The following is a 17975-nucleotide window of genomic DNA, read 5'->3' as shown; positions in this document are numbered from 1 at the left end:
TAAAAAAATCGTTAAATTTTCGTCTTTTGGTTGAAAAACATGATGTTAATTATGTTAAAGTTAAGTAAAGTTCATACATTGGAGGAGGATTTTTTCATGGTCGCAAAAATTTTAGACGGGAAACAAATCGCAAAGGATTATAGACAAGGTCTAAAAGATCAAGTCGAAGCTTTACAAACTAAGGGTTACACGCCAAAATTATCAGTAATATTAGTAGGTAATGACGGTGCTAGTAAAAGTTATGTGAATTCTAAAAAGAAAGCTGCAGAAAAAATAGGCATGATTTCTGAAATCGTACATTTAGATGAAAGTGCTAGTGAAGAAAAAGTATTAAGTGAACTACAACGCTTAAATGAGGATGACAGTGTCAGTGGCATATTAGTTCAAGTGCCACTCCCAGATCAAGTTAGCGAACAAAAAGTTCTAGAATCAATTAACCCCGCTAAAGATGTTGATGGATTCCATCCTGAAAATATAGGTAAATTATATATTGACCAACAAACATTTGTACCTTGTACACCTCTTGGTATTATGGAATTGCTAAATCATGCTGACATTGATTTAGAAGGAAAAGATGCTGTTGTTATAGGTAGAAGTCATATTGTAGGTCAACCAGTATCAAAACTATTATTACAAAAAAATGCATCAGTAACGATACTGCACTCAAGAACTAAAGACATGCACCAACATTTAAAAAACGCTGATATTATCGTTAGTGCTGTTGGACGTCCTGGACTTGTTACTAAAGAAGATGTTAAAGAAGGTGCAGTTGTAATTGATGTTGGTAATACACCAGATGAAAACGGAAAATTAAAAGGTGATATTGCCTATGATGAAGTTAAAGAAATTGCTGGTGCTATTACACCTGTACCTGGTGGCGTTGGCCCAATGACTATTACAATGGTATTAAACAATACACTTATGGCCGAAAAAATGCGTAGAGGTATTGAATAACAATCACACGCTTAATTTAAAAATATTTTAATAACAGGCAAAACTGAGATTTCATATCTCAAACTAATGAATAAACGTCAATTTCTAAGTGATCACAATAGAAATTGACGTTTATTTTACTTTTATGAAATATAGGCCGTGTTGATCTACTATCTTCCTTATATAAAACTTCAAATCATTTTTTACAAAATGAACAAATTGCGTAAGTGAGAATTGTTTGAAAGCTGAAGTTCAGTTAAATATTTTATACTTTTCAATTCAAATCATATATGGCCAGATAAGCAGACAAAATTTTTTTCGTAAAATCAGATTTCTGCCCCACGCTCATATTCATTTTTAAACCATCTCCTAAAACAGTTCTTATATTATTAAAACATCCATCAATAAGGTTTTATTCAAAAACACTCAATTTTCTTTAGTAGTTTTTACGTTTTTTTAAAATTTATTACAGTTAACTGAATTTTTTCGAAAAATTATAACTTAATTTACACAATTACGTTATATTAAGACTATAGTACGATGTAATTTCTATCAAAATAAAATATAGTGTATTTAAGATAAAAAATAAATGACGCTCATACGGAGGTTTACGTTATGAATAAATTAATGCAGTCATTATCAGCACTCGGGGTATCTGCAACCCTTGTTTCACCTAATCTAAGTGCAGAAGCTACAGAAAATTCTATCCCCGAATTAAAAGGAACAAACGATGTTATCATCGATAAAGGAAATAACTATAATTTATTAAATGGCGTACGTGCCTATGATAAAGAAGATGGTGACTTAACGCACAAAATTTCAGTAGATGGAAATATTAACACTGAAAAAGAAGGCAAATATAAAATTGAATATACTGTAGAAGATTCAGAAGGTGCAACGAATAAATCAATAAGATATATTGAAGTAAAATAAATAGTATATCAATACATATGTCATGATGAATTTCACTCAAACAATTAATTTTGGTGTGAAATTATCCTATCGCCTAAAATATGACACTTTTCACAAAATGTACACATAATTTTAACAAATCTTTGAAAGCCCGTCAGACGTTGAGTTTGTTGGGTTTCTTTTAATTTTACAATAATTTTTTTTGCACAAACACTTGTAAATATTGCGTAATATCTTAAAATTGATGGTAAGCCCTACAATTGTATTATTAGGAGGTCAAAAAAGTGTCAAAATTTAAGTCTTTGCTTCTACTCTTTGGCTCACTAATTATACTTAGTGGTTGTTCAAATGTAGAAGTTTTAAACCCAAAAGGGCCGGTAGCAAGTGACTCGAAGTTCTTGATTATTTATTCAATCATCTTCATGCTTGTTATTATTGCCGCCGTACTTATCATGTTTGCTCTGTTCCTATATAAATATAGATTACACAAAACAGACGAGTCTGGTAAGATGCACCACAATTCTTTAATTGAAACAATTTGGTTTATCATTCCGGTGATCATCGTTATCGCTTTAGCGATTCCTACAGTAAAATCACTTTATATGTATGAAGCTAAACCGGAAAAACAAGACGATCCACTTGTTGTCTATGCAACAAGCGCTGGTTATAAGTGGTTCTTCAGTTATCCTGAAGAAAAAATCGAAACTGTTAACCACCTAACAATACCTAAAGATCGCCCTGTTGTCTTCAAACTCCAATCAATGGATATGATGACAAGTTTCTGGATACCACAATTAGGTGGTCAAAAATACGCGATGACTGGTATGACAATGGATTGGACATTAACTGCTAGCGAAGAAGGTACGTTCCGAGGACGTAACTCAAACTTCAACGGTGAAGGATTCGCTCGTCAGACATTTGATGTTAATTCTGTTAGCCAAAGTAAATTTAAGGATTGGGTAAAAGATGCTCAAAGTCAAAAGAAATTAGATCAAGATACTTTTGATAAACAACTTTTACCAACTACTGAAAATAAAAACTTAACTTTCAGTGGTACGCACATGGCGTTTGTTGATCCAGCAGCTGATCCTGAGTATATTTTCCATGCTTATGATCGTTTCAATTACGTACAGAAAGATCCAAACTTCAATACACCTGAAGAAATTAAAAAAGATGTATTGGATAAACCGAATAAACCTGCACGTAAACCTCAAATCACAAACGCAAACTATGAACGTCATGGTATGAAAGCTATGATTCTAGGCAATAATGAACCATATGATAGTGAATTCAAAGATGAAGAATCACATAATATGGATGAAATGGAAAAAATCTCAGAAGGTGCTAAAGATGAAAAAGCATCTAAAGCTGAGAAAAAAGACCATGAACATGGAGGTGGACATTAATGAATTTCCCATGGGATCAATTACTCGTTCAAGGTAACTGGATGATTACAATGGCGCAGATTGGTGCACCGTTTGCTATCATCGCAGTAATCGCAGTAATTACTTACTTTAAATTGTGGAAATATCTATACAGAGAATGGTTCACGTCTATTGACCATAAAAAAATTGGTGCTATGTATTTAATCTGTGCTGTATTAATGTTCGTACGTGGTGGTATTGATGCCCTAATGATGCGTACACAATTAGCAATTCCAGATAATACATTCTTAGAAGGAAATCACTATAATGAAGTCTTTAGTACGCACGGCGTAATAATGATTATCTTTATGGCGATGCCTTTCATCTTTGGTTTATGGAATGTTATTGTACCTCTTCAAATTGGTGCAAGAGACGTTGCATTCCCTGTATTAAATAACGTAAGTTTCTGGTTATTCTTCTCTGGTATGTTGTTATTCAACCTATCATTTATAATCGGAGGCTCACCTGCAGCTGGTTGGACTAACTATGCACCACTCGCAGGAGAATTCAGTCCAGGACCTGGGGTTAACTACTACCTTATCGCAATACAGATTTCTGGTATAGGTACCCTAATGACTGGTATTAACTTCTTTGTAACAATACTTAGATGTAAAACACCTACGATGAAATTTATGGAAATGCCAATGTTCACGGTTACTACTTTCATTACAGCATTAATCGTTATTTTGGCTTTCCCAGTATTGACAGTTGCGCTAGCACTGTTTACAACAGATAGAATCTTCGATACTGCATTCTTTACAGTCGCAAATGGTGGTATGCCAATGCTATGGGCTAACTTCTTCTGGGTATGGGGGCACCCCGAAGTTTATATCGTTATCCTACCGGCATTCGGTATTTATTCAGAAATTATTCCAACATTTGCACGTAAACGTCTGTTTGGTCACCAAAGTATGGTGTGGGCAACAGCAGGTATCGCATTCCTTAGTTTCTTAGTTTGGGTTCACCATTTCTTCACTATGGGTAATGGTGCATTAATTAACTCATTCTTCTCAATCACAACTATGCTGATTGGTATACCAACAGGTGTTAAATTATTTAACTGGTTATTCACTTTATATCAAGGTAGAATTACATTTGAATCGCCTATGCTATTCGCATTAGCATTCATTCCTAACTTCTTACTTGGTGGTGTAACTGGTGTTATGCTTGCAATGGCAGCAGCCGACTATCAGTACCATAATACGTACTTCTTAGTTGCTCACTTCCACTACACATTAGTAGCTGGTGTTGTATTTGCTTGTTTAGGTGCACTCATTTTCTGGTGGCCTAAGATGACTGGATTTAAGTTAAACGAGACATTAAACAAATGGAGTTTCTGGTTATTCATGATTGGATTTAACGTTTGTTTCTTACCTCAATTCATCCTTGGATTAGATGGTATGCCACGTCGTTTATACACTTATATGCCAGAAGATGGATGGTGGTTGCTAAACGCAATCTCTACTGTCGGTGCATTAATGATGGCACTAGGCTTTATGTTCTTAGTTGCTAGTATCGTATATAGTTTCTTCAAAGCACCACGTGAAGCTACTGGTGACAACTGGGATGGCTTAGGACGTACATTAGAGTGGTCAACTGCTTCAGCAATGCCACCTAAATACAACTTTGCTATTACACCAGATTGGAATGACTACGATACATTTGTAAATATGAAAGAACACGGTAGACACTACTTAGATAATCACAATTATTCTGATATCCATATGCCAAATAATACGCCAGTTGGTTTCTGGATGGGAATTTTCTTCACAATCGGTGGATTCTTCCTTGTCTTTGAAACTATACTTCCAGCCGTTATTTGCTTAATAGGTATCTTTGGTACTATGATTTACCGCAGTTTCCAAGTAGACCACGGTTATCATATTCCAGCTTCTGAAGTAGCAGAAACCGAAAAACGTTTACGTGAAGCACGTATTAAAGAAAGGGAGGCTGTAAGTCATGAGTCATGATGCAAACACTATTGATCAACGTTCGCATGAAGGTAATTTAAATAGACTTGGCTTTTGGGTATTCCTTACAGCGGAAGTCTCATTATTCGGTACGCTATTCGCAACCCTATTAACGCTTCAACACGGTGGCGATTATGGCGGTAAAATGACAACTGAAATGTTCGAATTACCCCTAATTTTAATAATGACATTTGCGTTATTAATTAGTTCTTACACTTGTGGTATTTCTATTTACTATATGAGACAAGAAAAAGCAAAATTAATGACAATATGGATGATTATCACTTTACTATTCGGAGTAGTGTTCGTAGGCTTTGAAATTTATGAGTTTGCTCACTATGTCTCAGAAGGTGTTAACTTAACTATTGGTTCTTACTGGTCTAGTTTCTTTATTCTTTTAGGAACACATGGTGCCCACGTATCTCTAGGGATTGTTTGGATTACATGTCTATTAATTCAAGTTGCAATGCGTGGATTAAATAAAGATAATGCTCCTAAATTATTTATAGTAAGTTTATATTGGCACTTCTTAGATGTTGTTTGGATCTTCATCTTCACTGCCGTATATATGATAGGGATGGTGTTTAGCGGATGAATACAATTGTAAAACACACAGTAGGTTTTATTGGCTCAATCGTTTTGACTATTTTAGCAGTATTCGTAACCCTATACACATCAATGGCACTAAATGCTAAGATTACAATCATCTTTGGCTTTGCCTTTATCCAAGCTGCAGTACAATTATTAATGTTCATGCACTTAACTGAAGGTAAAGATGGAAATGTACAAGGGTTTAAAGTTATATTTGCGGTTATCATTACTCTAATTACAGTTATTGGTACGTATTGGGTAATGCAAGGTGGACACTCAAGCCACTTATAATCCCAAAAAGACTTCTCGAAAGAGAAGTCTTTTTTTATTCCCGTATCCATCTCCCCTATACCTTTCATTAAATAATTTACTTTGTAACATTTCTTTCTCCAAAAGATGTAGAATATAATTGATAATGCTATTTTTGTAACAGGAGGATTAGATAATTATGAAACAACCAATTATTATTGATACAGACCCAGGTATTGATGATGCAGCAGCGATTAGCTTTGCTTTAAACCATCCAGAATTTGATTTGAAAATGATTTCTACAGTCAATGGTAATGTTGGAATCGAAAAAACAACTGCTAATGCATTAAAAATCAAACGTTTCTTTAATAGCGATGTACCTGTACATAGAGGTGCTTCACAACCACTTTTATCAGCTATTGTAGATGCAAGTGAAGTACATGGTGAATCGGGAATGGAAGGATATACTTTCCCAGAAATCAATGAAAGTGATCTCGATTCTACTCATGCTGTTGAGGCCATGCGAGATGTTTTACTCAAAAGCGAAACGCCTATCACACTTATTCCTATTGGCCCATTAACGAATATTGCATTATTATTAATGACTTATCCTGAAGTGAAAGCATACATTAAAGAAATTGTATTAATGGGTGGCTCAGCATCTCGAGGTAATGTAACACCATTAGCTGAATTTAACATTTATTGTGATCCTGAAGCTGCTCAAATCGTATTTAATTCTGGCCTACCTATAACAATGATAGGATTAGATGTTGCTAGAAGTTCTAGTTTGACACATGAAACAATTAATGAACTAAAATCAATCAACGAGACTGGTAAGATGTTGCATCAGTTATTCAAACATTATAGAGGAGACGATTTTGAAAAAGGTATTAATGTATACGATGCTTATACATTGCTTTATCTACTGCATCCAGAACACTTTGTTGTACGAGAAGCTGATGTGCAAATTGAAACAGATGGCAAATTAACCAAGGGTGCTTCAGTAGTTGACTTCAAATCTCAATTTCCTAATACAACCGTAGTAATGTCAGTACAAGCAAATATCTTTAAGCAGATGTTTATCGATGCTTTAAAGTATTGTAAGTAAAATTTTAATACACAAATCGCTTGACTCATCTTTTATTATTTACAATTTTTGATCATATGTATGAACTCAGATTCGTAATTAATCATATCTACGACAATCCAGTCTGCATCTTACAAAACAAAAAAGTATTTATTTTGCAGAAAAACTAACACACCTTTTCTAAGGAAATCCATGGACAAACTAATTTAGCGAGATATATCATGCATGTATTTATCTCTAATTAACATTACCGTATAAAAAGCATGCATTTTGCGAAACATGAACTATAATTTGTCCTCAAAACATAAACAACTTATTATAAAAGAAAAACCGTCAATTTCTATCGTGGTTTGATAGAAATTGACGGTTATGTTTTAATCAGTGATATTAAACACCTATCACTATTCCCTTTCAATACAACTGTTTTACTCTATTATAATGACCATCTTGATGTAATAACTTAAAGTAAATATGTTTCATTTTATATTCATTATTCATTTTGCCGTTGTCATAATTCGTTGCTAGTACAATAACATAATTATCATTAAAATATACTGTGAATATATTGCCGAAAAAAATGCCATTAATTCTATTTTTATCAGCAAAAGAATAAAAACCGTATCGGTATGGTCTAGGATATTGTGTAGTCAAACTTTCATGAATAAAAGGCATGGTCGTTGTTTCGTCAAAAATTCTATTGTCTTGTAAATTTAATACCACTTTCCCCATATCATAAGGAGACATGTAAAGGTTACCTGCCCCATCATATTGATTTAATATATTAGGTTTTTGACGAATACGTCTTCCAGTTAATTTATCATTTTTATAACCAACGGCCATATATTTTTGAAAATTTAAATTACTATAACGTGCCGTATATTCTAAATTATATGGTTTCACTAATCTTTCATTTAAATTCTGCATATAAGACTTATGTGTCACCGTCTCTATTACTTTCGATAATATTAAATAATTAGCATCGTTATATTGATATTTATTATATTCTAGAGGGTTGATACCTCTCTGTTGTATTGCATGTGTTGCATCATTTAAATCTTTAAATTTTGGATTAGCTTTATATTTATATAACCCACTTTGATGTAACATTAGTTGCTTAATCGAAAGTGGATAAATTGAATCAAACCATTCTAAATAATGTTTTACTGGCGTCATCATATGAATCTCGTCTTCAATTTCTAATTGTTTTAACATGATACCTGTCAAAAATTTTTGTGCTGAGCCAATTAAAAACATCGTATTAGCATTATTTTCTTCACTCTTTTCAAAATCTTGATAACCATAGCCTTTATTCAATTTAAGTTTACCTTTTTCAAAAAGCGCAATGGTACCATTAAAATGAGTTTGTTCCAAATATTCATCTATTTTATTAATTTGTGGATGTTTGTGATCAACGACTGTTTTTAACTTTTTTTGTTTCTTAGATGATTGTTTTTCATTTTCCTTGGTTGAAATCTTTGAAGGACTAATATAATCTTTCATTTGTTTATAGTGTCTATAACCAGTAAAACTTAAAACCAAAAATATGAAAATGATTAAAACAATGATTATTTTATATTTGTTGACTTTCATGTTGTTGCCTCTTTGTTGTTATTTTATATGATTGATATATTCCTCTTTAAATTGATTTGTTAAAGCATCAATATCTTCTATATTTAATGAGAAATACAACTTGATTTTAGGTTCAGTACCAGAAGGTCTCAATGCAATGAAACCTTCATCAAAAATAAAGCGAATTAAATTGGTTTCAGGTAATGATAATGCCTCAGTACTACCCTCTCTTAAATTTTTAATGGTACCTAATTGGTAATCCTCAACTTGTGCTACTTCAAGACCACAAATCGTTGAAACATCTTTATTTCTAAATTGATCCATTATTTTAGTGATTTTTTCAATGCCTTCTGCGCCTTCAAATGTCGGTGATAGAGTTTTATCTTTATATGCACCGATATGCGCATAAATATCTTCTATTGTATCTTTAAATGTCATTCCGTTATTCGCTAATAAATTTTTATATTTGATTAATAAAGGAACCATTTGTATTGCATCTTTGTCTCTTGAAAATGGCTTTGCTAAATAGCCATGGCTTTCTTCAAAAGCAATTAGTAATTGCTTATCTTGATGAGCACTTTCTGTTTCCAATAAATTTGAAATATATTTAAATCCTGTTAATACATTATTCACTTCTACATCTAATGCTAAGGCTAATCTTTCCGCAAGTTCACTTGTGACTATAGATTTAATCATGTATAGTTGCTTACCTTCTTCTACTAAATCTTGGAATCTTAATTTAGTAAGCAAAATACCAATTTCATTTCCATTAAAATATCTGTACGTTTGGTCATTATAACGTTCAATTATACCCAATCTATCAGCATCAGGATCAGTCGCTATAATTAATTGTGCATCTGTATCGTTTGCGAGCTTAATACCGCGTTCAAAAACAGCCTCATCTTCAGGATTAGCTATCGCTACAGTTGGAAAATTACCATCTGGGGTTGACTGTTCTTTTTCAATAACAAAGTTATCATAGTTTAATTCTGATAATATATCAGAAGCCAAAGGTAAACTCGTACCATGTAAACTCGTAAGTACGACTTTAGCTTGTTTCTCAGGAATATCCCCTACTAAATCTTTCACTTCATTTTTATAAGCTTCAGTGACTTCATTTGACATATATGTGATTTTATTATCTTCGAGTAATAAATTAAAATCATCTCTATCAATCTGTAGTGGATGCTCAATAGCGTTAATATATTGACTTAAATGTTCTGATTCATTGGGTAATAATTGTCCACCGTTTTGATCGTATATTTTAATCCCATTATAGTTTTTGGGATTATGACTAGCAGTAATCATCACACCTGCACTTGTTTTTAAATATCTCACCGCAAATGATAATTCAGGTGTGGATTTGTAATTTTCTGATAAAATCGTAGTAATATTATTTTGAGCTAAAACAGACGCCATTTCTTCTGAAAATGCTTTCGATAACAATCTTGTGTCAAAATGGATTACGATGGATGGATTATCAAATTTTGCTTTCAAATATTGCGATAAACCCAATGCAACTTTGCGGACTGTAAATGCATTCAATTTACCCGGTCCTAAACCGAAAGTACTACGTATTCCAGCAGTGCCAAATGTTAGGTTTCCGCTAAACCCTTCTTCTATTTCTTTTTCTGTTTGTGCTTCATAAAATTTTTTTACTAAACTTTCATCTAATTTATCCAACCATTCTGATTTCATGGTTATATCCTCCTTGAAACTTCAATATATTAACAATTTATTCATACGGTATTATCTTTGATTTAATTTAATAAATACCAAAAATCGCTATGACTTTAAAATCTCTGCTTAAAAACTTGCTTAAGTAAAAATATTAATATTATCAATCATTGATAACATTTAACATATGCTAATTATATCGTAAGTTTATAAATAAATCATTTTAGCCATGTCGTTTTTCTTAATAATTATTTCTTTTATTTTCATTAAGAATATTTTAATGGTCAACTGTACGCCAATTTATAATTCAAACTTTAGTAGGATAAATTCTTAGTTGATATTTTTTAATGTTAGTTATAAAATTATAAGTTATAGTACAAATTTCTCTTTACAATAATTTAATGAAATAATCAAAAACTTAACATTAGATCAATATTGTAATATATACAAAATCACATACGATGGGGAGCTTCATACATGAATAAATTTTTAAAATATCTTTTAATATTTCTATCTTTAATTCTTGTAGTTGTTCCAGTTATATTTGCCGTTTTATTACTTAAATCGTCACAAGGTGCATTTGAGCATTCATTGAATACGAGCGATACTTCTAGAGAATCAAGTATTCGTGAATCTAAAGTAAACCCGTCTAAAGATCCAATCTCTATTTTATTTTTAGGTATCGATGATAATAGTGGTCGTGAAAAGAATGGGCAAAGTGCTGAACAATCAAGAACTGATGCAATGATATTATCTACTTTTAACGCAGATAAAGAACAAATTCGAATGTTAAGTATCCCACGCGATACAATCAGTTACATTCCAGAAGTCGGCTATTATGATAAAATTACACACGCACATGCATACAACGGCCCTACAGCTTCTATGGATTCAGTAGAAGCTACATTAAATGTGCCCGTTGATTATTATGTAAGAATTAACATGGAAGCATTCGTGGATGCCGTTGATGAACTCGGTGGCATTGAATACGATGTTCCATATAATATTTCTGAACCAAATACAAACGATACAGGAAAAATAAAAGTGAAAAAAGGTCACCAAAAACTAAATGGAGATGAAGCTTTAGCAGTCGCTAGAACACGTCATCAAGATTCAGATTTAAAACGTGGCCAAAGACAGATGGATTTAATTAAAAAGCTATTTATTAAAGCTCAAAAAGCAGATTCATTCAGTAAATTAGATGATGTAATTGAAATAGTAGGTAAAAACGCGAAGCATAATTTAAGTTACAAAGAAGTAAAAGCACTAGCTACATCTTACTTAAAAGATGATGTTAAAATTAAAAGTAAACAGCTAGAAGGTCAAGATGATTATTTAAATGGTGTTTATTACTATAATCCTAATATTAAAAATATACAAGATACTGCAAATCTTTTGCGCAGCGATTTAAATTTACCTAAAATTAAAGATACAGACGATTTCTTAAATAAACGTGTCATCGACTTTTATGGTACACTCGTACCACAAACAGAAATTGATAGTAGTTTATTACGTAAAAATCAAAAAGATAGCTCTGAGGAAGATGAAGACGATTCAAATTCACAATCGGAACAAAATAATTCAAATTCACAAGATCCAAATTCTACAAATGAAAATCAACAAAATAATATGAATCAAACAGATAATAACCAAACGACAGAGCAACCGAACGATTCAAATCAACAATCTGATTACAACCAACAAATAGATCCTAACCAACAGCAGCAGGATCCAAATCAACAACAAAACACACAAGAATTACAAACAAATCTATATTAAGCTGTAGAGAGGAGATCGCGACATGTCACGAAAAACATATGAAAAATTAGCGAATATAAACGGTATGTTTAACGTTTTAGAACAACAATTAATCCATAGTAAGGATATGGCACTTTTTAGAAATGAATTTTTCTATGTTAATCACGCACATCGTGAAAACTATGAAGCTTTACGAATCTACTACAAGGATAGTGAAACCAACCCTGTTGTAGACGGTGCATGTTATATCGTAGCACTACCCGAAATTTTTGATAAAGTTGATGTTTTTGAATCAGAACTACCTTTTTCTTGGGTTTATGACCAAAATGGTATAACGGAAACAATGAAAGAACTTAGTGTACCACTACAATATTTAATTGCAGCAGCCCTTGAAGTAACAGACGTCAATTTATTTAGGCCGTCAGGTTTTACTATGGGGATGAACAATTGGAATATTGCACAAATGAGAATTTTTTGGCAATATACTGCATTAGTACGTCAAGAAGCTCAATAATACATTAAATAACTACCCTATTACATTATAAATGTGATAGGGTAGTTTTATTATATTCAAAAGAAATGAGGTTTTATCATGTTCGAAGTGGTTACTACATCTAAAATGTTGGATGATGCATACGAAATTAGAAAAGCAGTTTTTGTTCATGAACAAGGAGTCCCGCTTGAAAATGAAATAGATCAATTTGAATCTACCGCTACTCATGTCATAGGTTATGATGAACTACACTCCCCTTTTGCAACTGGAAGGTTTAGACCCTATCAAAATGGAGCAAAAATTGAGCGCGTAGCAATTTTACCAACACATAGAAAATCAGGTCATGGCAAAGCTTTAATGCTTTTTATTGAAACAGTAGCAAAAGAACAAGGGTATAATATGTTAACGCTTAATGCCCAATGCCATGCACAACGCTTTTATGAATCTTTAGGTTATAAAGCTTCAGGTGATATTTTCTTAGAAGAAAATATTGAACATATTTTAATGAATAAAACAATTTGAACTAAATAATTTAATAAAGTTGCAGTTAATGTACATCTTTATTATGTAATATTCCAAAGAGTGTAATATTTTAATATATTTAAAATTAGGCGTATTTCCGCCTTTTCTTAAATTATTTCTACTTTTTTAGTGTCTTAATAAGATTAATTTTATATTACAAATCTATGAAATCAATTCAATTAAACTATCTTCGTATTATAATGGTATTAAATATTAATAATAAAAGGGGCAGTTAAATGACTAATAAAAAGTTGAATTATAAGGTACCTTCAATAGTTGCATTGACGTTAGCTGGTACAGCTTTGACAACCCATTATGCACATGCAGCTGATAATACACAAAATCAGAAATCAAATAAAAATGTGTTGAATGATGAAAATACCTTAAAGCAAAGCGAAGAAATAAAATCTGAAGTTAGTAATCCAACGACAAATATTTCAGGGACACAAACATACAATGATCCAAGTCAAGTGCAAGAACTCAAGTCAGATGAACCTGAAAATTATGATGCACAATTAGACGAACTAAACAAAGACACATCAAGTCAAAATACATATTCTACACAAAATCAAGAAAATCAAAATAATTCTGACAGCAATAAAAATACAGATGCCCAAGCAGTAAATAATGATGTTTCTATAAGTACTGATGTGAAAACCGACAGCACTAACGTAGCAGATCAGAATGATGATAAAACTACTGTTGCTCAAGATGATAATACTTCTGATGTTGCTGACTCTGAGGTCGCTTCTGATGAATCAACTTCTGATTCTACAAACGATAATAGTACGGCTTCGAACACTAATGAAAGTAAAGACGACAGTACTAACATAGCAGATCAGAATGATGATAAAACTACTGTTGCTCAAGATGATAATGACTCTGATGTTGCTGACTCTGAGGTCGCTTCTGATGAATCAACTTCTGATTCTGCAAACGATAACAGTACGGCTTCCAACACTAATGAAAGTAAAGACGACAGCACTAACTTAGCAGATCAGAATGATGATAACGCTAATGTCGCTCAAAATGATAATGCTTCTGATGTTGCTGACTCTGAGGTCGCTTCTGATGAATCAACTTCTGATTCTGCAAACGATAATAGTACGGCTTCCAACACTAATGAAAGTAAAGACGACAGTACTAACGTAGCAGATCAGAATGATGATAACGCTAATGTCGCTCAAAATGATAATGCTTCTGATGTTGCTGACTCTGAGGTCGCTTCTGATGAATCAACTTCTGATTCTGCAAATGATAATAGTACGGCTTCCAACACTAATGAAAGTAAAGACGACAGTACTAACGTAACAGATCAGAATGATGATAACGCTAATGTCGCTCAAGATGATGATGATTCTGAGGTTGCTGACTCTGAGGTAACTTCTGGTGAGACAACTTCTGATTCTGCAAACGATAATAGTACGGCTTCCAACACTAATGAAAGTAAAGACGACAGTACTAACGTAACAGATCAGAATGATGATAACGCTAATGTCGCTCAAGATGATGATGATTCTGAGGTTGCTGATTCTGAGGTAACTTCTGGTGAGACAACTACAACAACTCAATCTGACAATGAAGCACAAACTGAAAAAGTGAATACTTTAGATTCAGATATAAATACGTCACCAAAAACAGTTCAAGTCTATAAAAGTGAGGCAACACCAAAATTAAGAATGGCTAGATCAGTTAGTACACCAACTATAGCTACAAGATCAGCTGTCAGTACTAAATCTACATCTAAAAGTTCATTACCTAAATATACGCCAAAAGTAAATTCGTCAATAAATAATTATATTCGTAAAAATAACTTCAAAGCACCTAACTATGAACAAGATATCGCAAGTTATTTACCAAAATATCAGTATCGTTATGGTAAACCTGAAGGTATCGTTATGCATGATACTGCAAACGATAATTCAACAATAACTGGTGAAATAAATTACATGAAAAATAATTATAATAGCGCATTTGTACATGCTTATGTAGATGGTAATCGTATTATTGAAACAGCTAATACAGATTATTTAGCATGGGGTGCTGGTCCAGCTGCAAACGAACGCTTTATTCATGTAGAATTAGTCCATACTCATGACTATGATTCATTTGCTCGTTCTATCAATAACTATGCAGACTATGCAGCTACAAACCTACAATATTATGGACTTGCTCCTGATAGCGCTGAGTATGATGGTGTTGGGACTGTTTGGACGCATAAAGCTGTAAGTAATTATTTAGGTGGATCAGATCATATCGATCCACATGGTTATTTAGCTAATCATAATTATAGTTATGATGAACTTTATGATTTAATTTATGAAAAATATTTAATTAAAACAGGTAAAGCTGCCGCTTGGGGTTCTACGTCATCTGGAAGTACAAGTGGGAGCAAAAATGAGTCAAGTGGTTCTACTACAAAACCGTCTACTAATACTGGTAAATTAACAGTATCAACGAACAACGGTGTTGGGCGCATAAACACAAATAATGATGGATTATATACCACTGTTTATGATCAAAATGGTAGAAAAACAAGTAAAACGAATCAAACGTTAAAAGTTACAAAATCGGCGACTTTAGGAAACAAAAACTTTTACTTAGTTTCTGATTATAATAAAGGTAATTTAATTGGATGGGTACATCAAAGTGATGTAAGTTATAACTCTGCTAAGCCAGTTGCTAAAAATAATCAATCTTATAAAATCAAACCTGGTGAAGTGATTTATACTGTACCTTGGGGCACTAGTTCTCAGAAAGCAGGCACAGTTTCAGGCAGCTCTAGTCAAACATTCAAAGCATCAAAACAGCAGCAAATTGGCAAAACAAATTATATTTATGGCACAGTAAATAATTTATCCGGTTGGGTAAGCTTAAGTAAATTAACTTCAACAAGTAAAACAGCTACCTCCCCTAGTACAAGTAATAATTTAACTGTCAATACGCTTATCAATCAACAAGGTACAGTCGCTAAAACAAATCATGGTGTTTATACATCCGTATATGATCAAAAAGGTATTCAAAAATCATATGTGAATGGTAAAACTTACAAATTAAGTAAAACAGCTACATTAGGTAAAAATTCATTTTATTTAATTACAGATAACAAAACAAATACTAACCTAGGTTGGATGCAAACAGGTGACATTACTGTTAAAGAAGCAGTTACAAAAGCTACTGCTACTCCTACAACATCTGTTAGTAAAATCGGACAATTAAACACAAACAATTCTGGTATTAAAGCAACTGTTTATGATAAAAAAGGTAAAAATGCTTCTAAATTTGCTGGTCGTACGTATACTGTAACTAAGCAACGTACTCAAGGTAATAACACTTATGTGTTAATCCAAAATACAAAACAAAATACACCAATTGGTTGGGTTAATACTAAAGATATAAATACGCGTAACTTAAGCAAAACAAAAGCTAAAAATGGACAATATACTGTAAAAGCTACTAACAATGGCTTATATGCAATTCCATGGGGTACAAAAAATCAGCAATTAGATACCCAAAATAATATTAAAAACAGTAAATTTAACGCATCAAAATCTGTGTTTGTTGATAAAGACGAGTACCTATACGGAAACGTCAATAATAAAACTGGTTGGATTGCAGCTAAAGATTTGAATAAAACTCCAACACAATCAAAAATCACACCACAAAAATTCGACTATGTTATTTACAATGCCAATGGTAACTATTACCTTGATCCTAATGCTACAAAATCAGCTGGATCATTAAAAGGTTTCCATGAAAGCATATTTACTGTTTTTGAAAAACAAATCATTAATGGGGTAACTTGGTATCATGGTAAATTATCGAACGGTAAAATTGTTTGGATAAAAGAAAGCGACTTACGAAAAGAGCTTGTAAAATACTATAAATCTAATCTTACTTTAGATCAGGCAGTAGCGTTACAACATGGTTTGAAATTCAAACCTCAAATTCAACGTACACCTGGAAAATGGGAAGATGCAACAAAAAGTGAGATTAAAAATGCTATGGATAGTAGTAAGCTTGCTAAAGATCCAACTCAAAAATACCAATTCTTACGCTTAGATAAATCACAAAATATTTCTGGTACTGATTTAGATAAACTATTAGTTGGCAAAGGCATATTAGAAGGACAAGGTGAGGCATTTAGTGAAGCTGCTAAAACTTATAACATTAATGAAGTTTATTTAGTTTCTCATGCCCTACTTGAAACTGGAAATGGAACTTCTAAGCTTGCTAATGGTGGTGACGTAGTAAATAATAAAGTTGTCACTAATGGCGCTAAAAAATATTACAATATGTTTGGTATTGGAGCCGTTGATAAAGATCCTGTAAAACAAGGTTTTGCTACCGCTAAAAATAATGGCTGGGATACTGTTAAAAAAGCAATTGTTGGTGGCGCTAAATACATTGCTAATTCATACATTAACCAAGGACAAAATACTTTGTATAAAATGCGTTGGAATCCTGATAATCCAGGCGTTCATCAATATGCAACTGATGTTGCATGGGCATCTCATAATGCTACACGTATTAAAGGCTTCTATGATTCAATGAATAAATTGGGCAAATATTTTGATGTAAACACATATAAATAGCATGAAATCATAATGTGTAAGTTTTAAAACACAAATAAACCTTAGGTGAAAATTCACCTAAGGTTTATTTGTTTATATAGTGCTAACATATTAAGTATCATTATACTAAACAGTTTTGTAAACGTCATAGAAGCTTTTTAAATCTCTGTTATGACATATTGTTCTTTTCCAACATGAAAGTTTTTCCAATCATTG

At 32.5% G+C, this 17975-nt stretch carries 13 protein-coding genes; 11 read left to right on the top strand and 2 right to left on the bottom strand.

Annotation, left to right across the window (positions count from 1 at the left end; genetic code table 11):
- Positions 1 to 96: 96 nt before the first annotated feature.
- The 7 genes from folD to rihC all read left to right on the top strand — a co-directional run bounded on the left by folD (position 97) and on the right by rihC (position 7187).
- Positions 97 to 954: a bifunctional methylenetetrahydrofolate dehydrogenase/methenyltetrahydrofolate cyclohydrolase FolD gene (folD, locus tag KA814_RS12590; RefSeq protein ID WP_046207899.1), complete on the top strand. Its 858-nt coding sequence runs from the start codon at positions 97 to 99 to the stop codon at positions 952 to 954.
- 594 nt (positions 955 to 1548) lie between these two features.
- Positions 1549 to 1866: an immunoglobulin-like domain-containing protein gene (locus KA814_RS12585; protein WP_046207900.1), complete on the top strand. Its 318-nt coding sequence runs from the start codon at positions 1549 to 1551 to the stop codon at positions 1864 to 1866.
- 263 nt (positions 1867 to 2129) lie between these two features.
- Complete coding sequence (gene qoxA / locus KA814_RS12580) at positions 2130 to 3251, top strand: cytochrome aa3 quinol oxidase subunit II (RefSeq protein ID WP_046207901.1); 1122 nt, start codon at positions 2130 to 2132, stop codon at positions 3249 to 3251.
- The gene (gene qoxB, locus KA814_RS12575; protein ID WP_046207902.1) at positions 3251 to 5239 is read left to right on the top strand and encodes a cytochrome aa3 quinol oxidase subunit I; all 1989 of its coding nucleotides are present in this window, start codon (positions 3251 to 3253) and stop codon (positions 5237 to 5239) included. Before qoxA ends, qoxB begins: the two co-directional genes overlap by 1 nt.
- Positions 5229 to 5834 carry a cytochrome aa3 quinol oxidase subunit III gene (gene qoxC, locus KA814_RS12570; RefSeq protein ID WP_046207903.1) on the top strand — a complete coding sequence of 202 codons (606 nt, stop codon included), beginning with the start codon at positions 5229 to 5231 and terminating at the stop codon, positions 5832 to 5834. Before qoxB ends, qoxC begins: the two co-directional genes overlap by 11 nt.
- A complete protein-coding gene (qoxD, locus tag KA814_RS12565) occupies positions 5831 to 6121 on the top strand; it encodes a cytochrome aa3 quinol oxidase subunit IV (RefSeq protein WP_046207904.1) in 291 nt (96 codons plus the stop codon). Before qoxC ends, qoxD begins: the two co-directional genes overlap by 4 nt.
- 157 nt (positions 6122 to 6278) lie before the next feature.
- Positions 6279 to 7187 (top strand): ribonucleoside hydrolase RihC, encoded by a 909-nt coding sequence (gene rihC / locus KA814_RS12560; RefSeq protein WP_064209116.1) that lies wholly within the window; start codon positions 6279 to 6281, stop codon positions 7185 to 7187.
- A 390-nt stretch (positions 7188 to 7577) separates the two neighbouring features.
- On the opposite strand, the gene KA814_RS12555 is transcribed toward rihC, so the two are convergent.
- The gene (locus KA814_RS12555; protein ID WP_046207906.1) at positions 7578 to 8756 is read right to left on the bottom strand and encodes a serine hydrolase domain-containing protein; all 1179 of its coding nucleotides are present in this window, start codon (positions 8754 to 8756) and stop codon (positions 7578 to 7580) included.
- An 18-nt stretch (positions 8757 to 8774) separates the two neighbouring features.
- Positions 8775 to 10433, bottom strand: a complete 1659-nt coding sequence (locus tag KA814_RS12550) for a phospho-sugar mutase (RefSeq protein ID WP_210122766.1) — start codon at positions 10431 to 10433, stop codon at positions 8775 to 8777.
- Positions 10434 to 10889: 456 nt separating this feature from the next.
- Here KA814_RS12550 and KA814_RS12545 point away from each other — a divergent pair, with 456 nt between their 5' ends.
- The 4 genes from KA814_RS12545 (at position 10890) to KA814_RS12530 (ending at position 17780) form a co-directional block, all read left to right on the top strand.
- Positions 10890 to 12191, top strand: a complete 1302-nt coding sequence (locus KA814_RS12545) for an LCP family protein (RefSeq protein ID WP_046207908.1) — start codon at positions 10890 to 10892, stop codon at positions 12189 to 12191.
- A 22-nt stretch (positions 12192 to 12213) separates the two neighbouring features.
- Positions 12214 to 12684, top strand: coding sequence for a DUF2538 family protein (locus tag KA814_RS12540; RefSeq protein WP_019468155.1), 471 nt, complete (start codon positions 12214 to 12216; stop codon positions 12682 to 12684).
- A gap of 78 nt (positions 12685 to 12762) precedes the next feature.
- The gene (locus tag KA814_RS12535; protein WP_046207909.1) at positions 12763 to 13185 is read left to right on the top strand and encodes a GNAT family N-acetyltransferase; all 423 of its coding nucleotides are present in this window, start codon (positions 12763 to 12765) and stop codon (positions 13183 to 13185) included.
- A 236-nt stretch (positions 13186 to 13421) separates the two neighbouring features.
- Complete coding sequence (locus KA814_RS12530) at positions 13422 to 17780, top strand: GW dipeptide domain-containing protein (protein WP_107521907.1); 4359 nt, start codon at positions 13422 to 13424, stop codon at positions 17778 to 17780.
- The last annotated feature ends 195 nt before the right edge of the window (positions 17781 to 17975 follow it).

The sequence above is a fragment of the Staphylococcus sp. GDY8P196P genome (genome assembly GCF_017891705.1).
Classification (GTDB): domain Bacteria; phylum Bacillota; class Bacilli; order Staphylococcales; family Staphylococcaceae; genus Staphylococcus; species Staphylococcus ureilyticus.
This window is presented reverse-complemented; position numbering and strand designations above follow the sequence as displayed.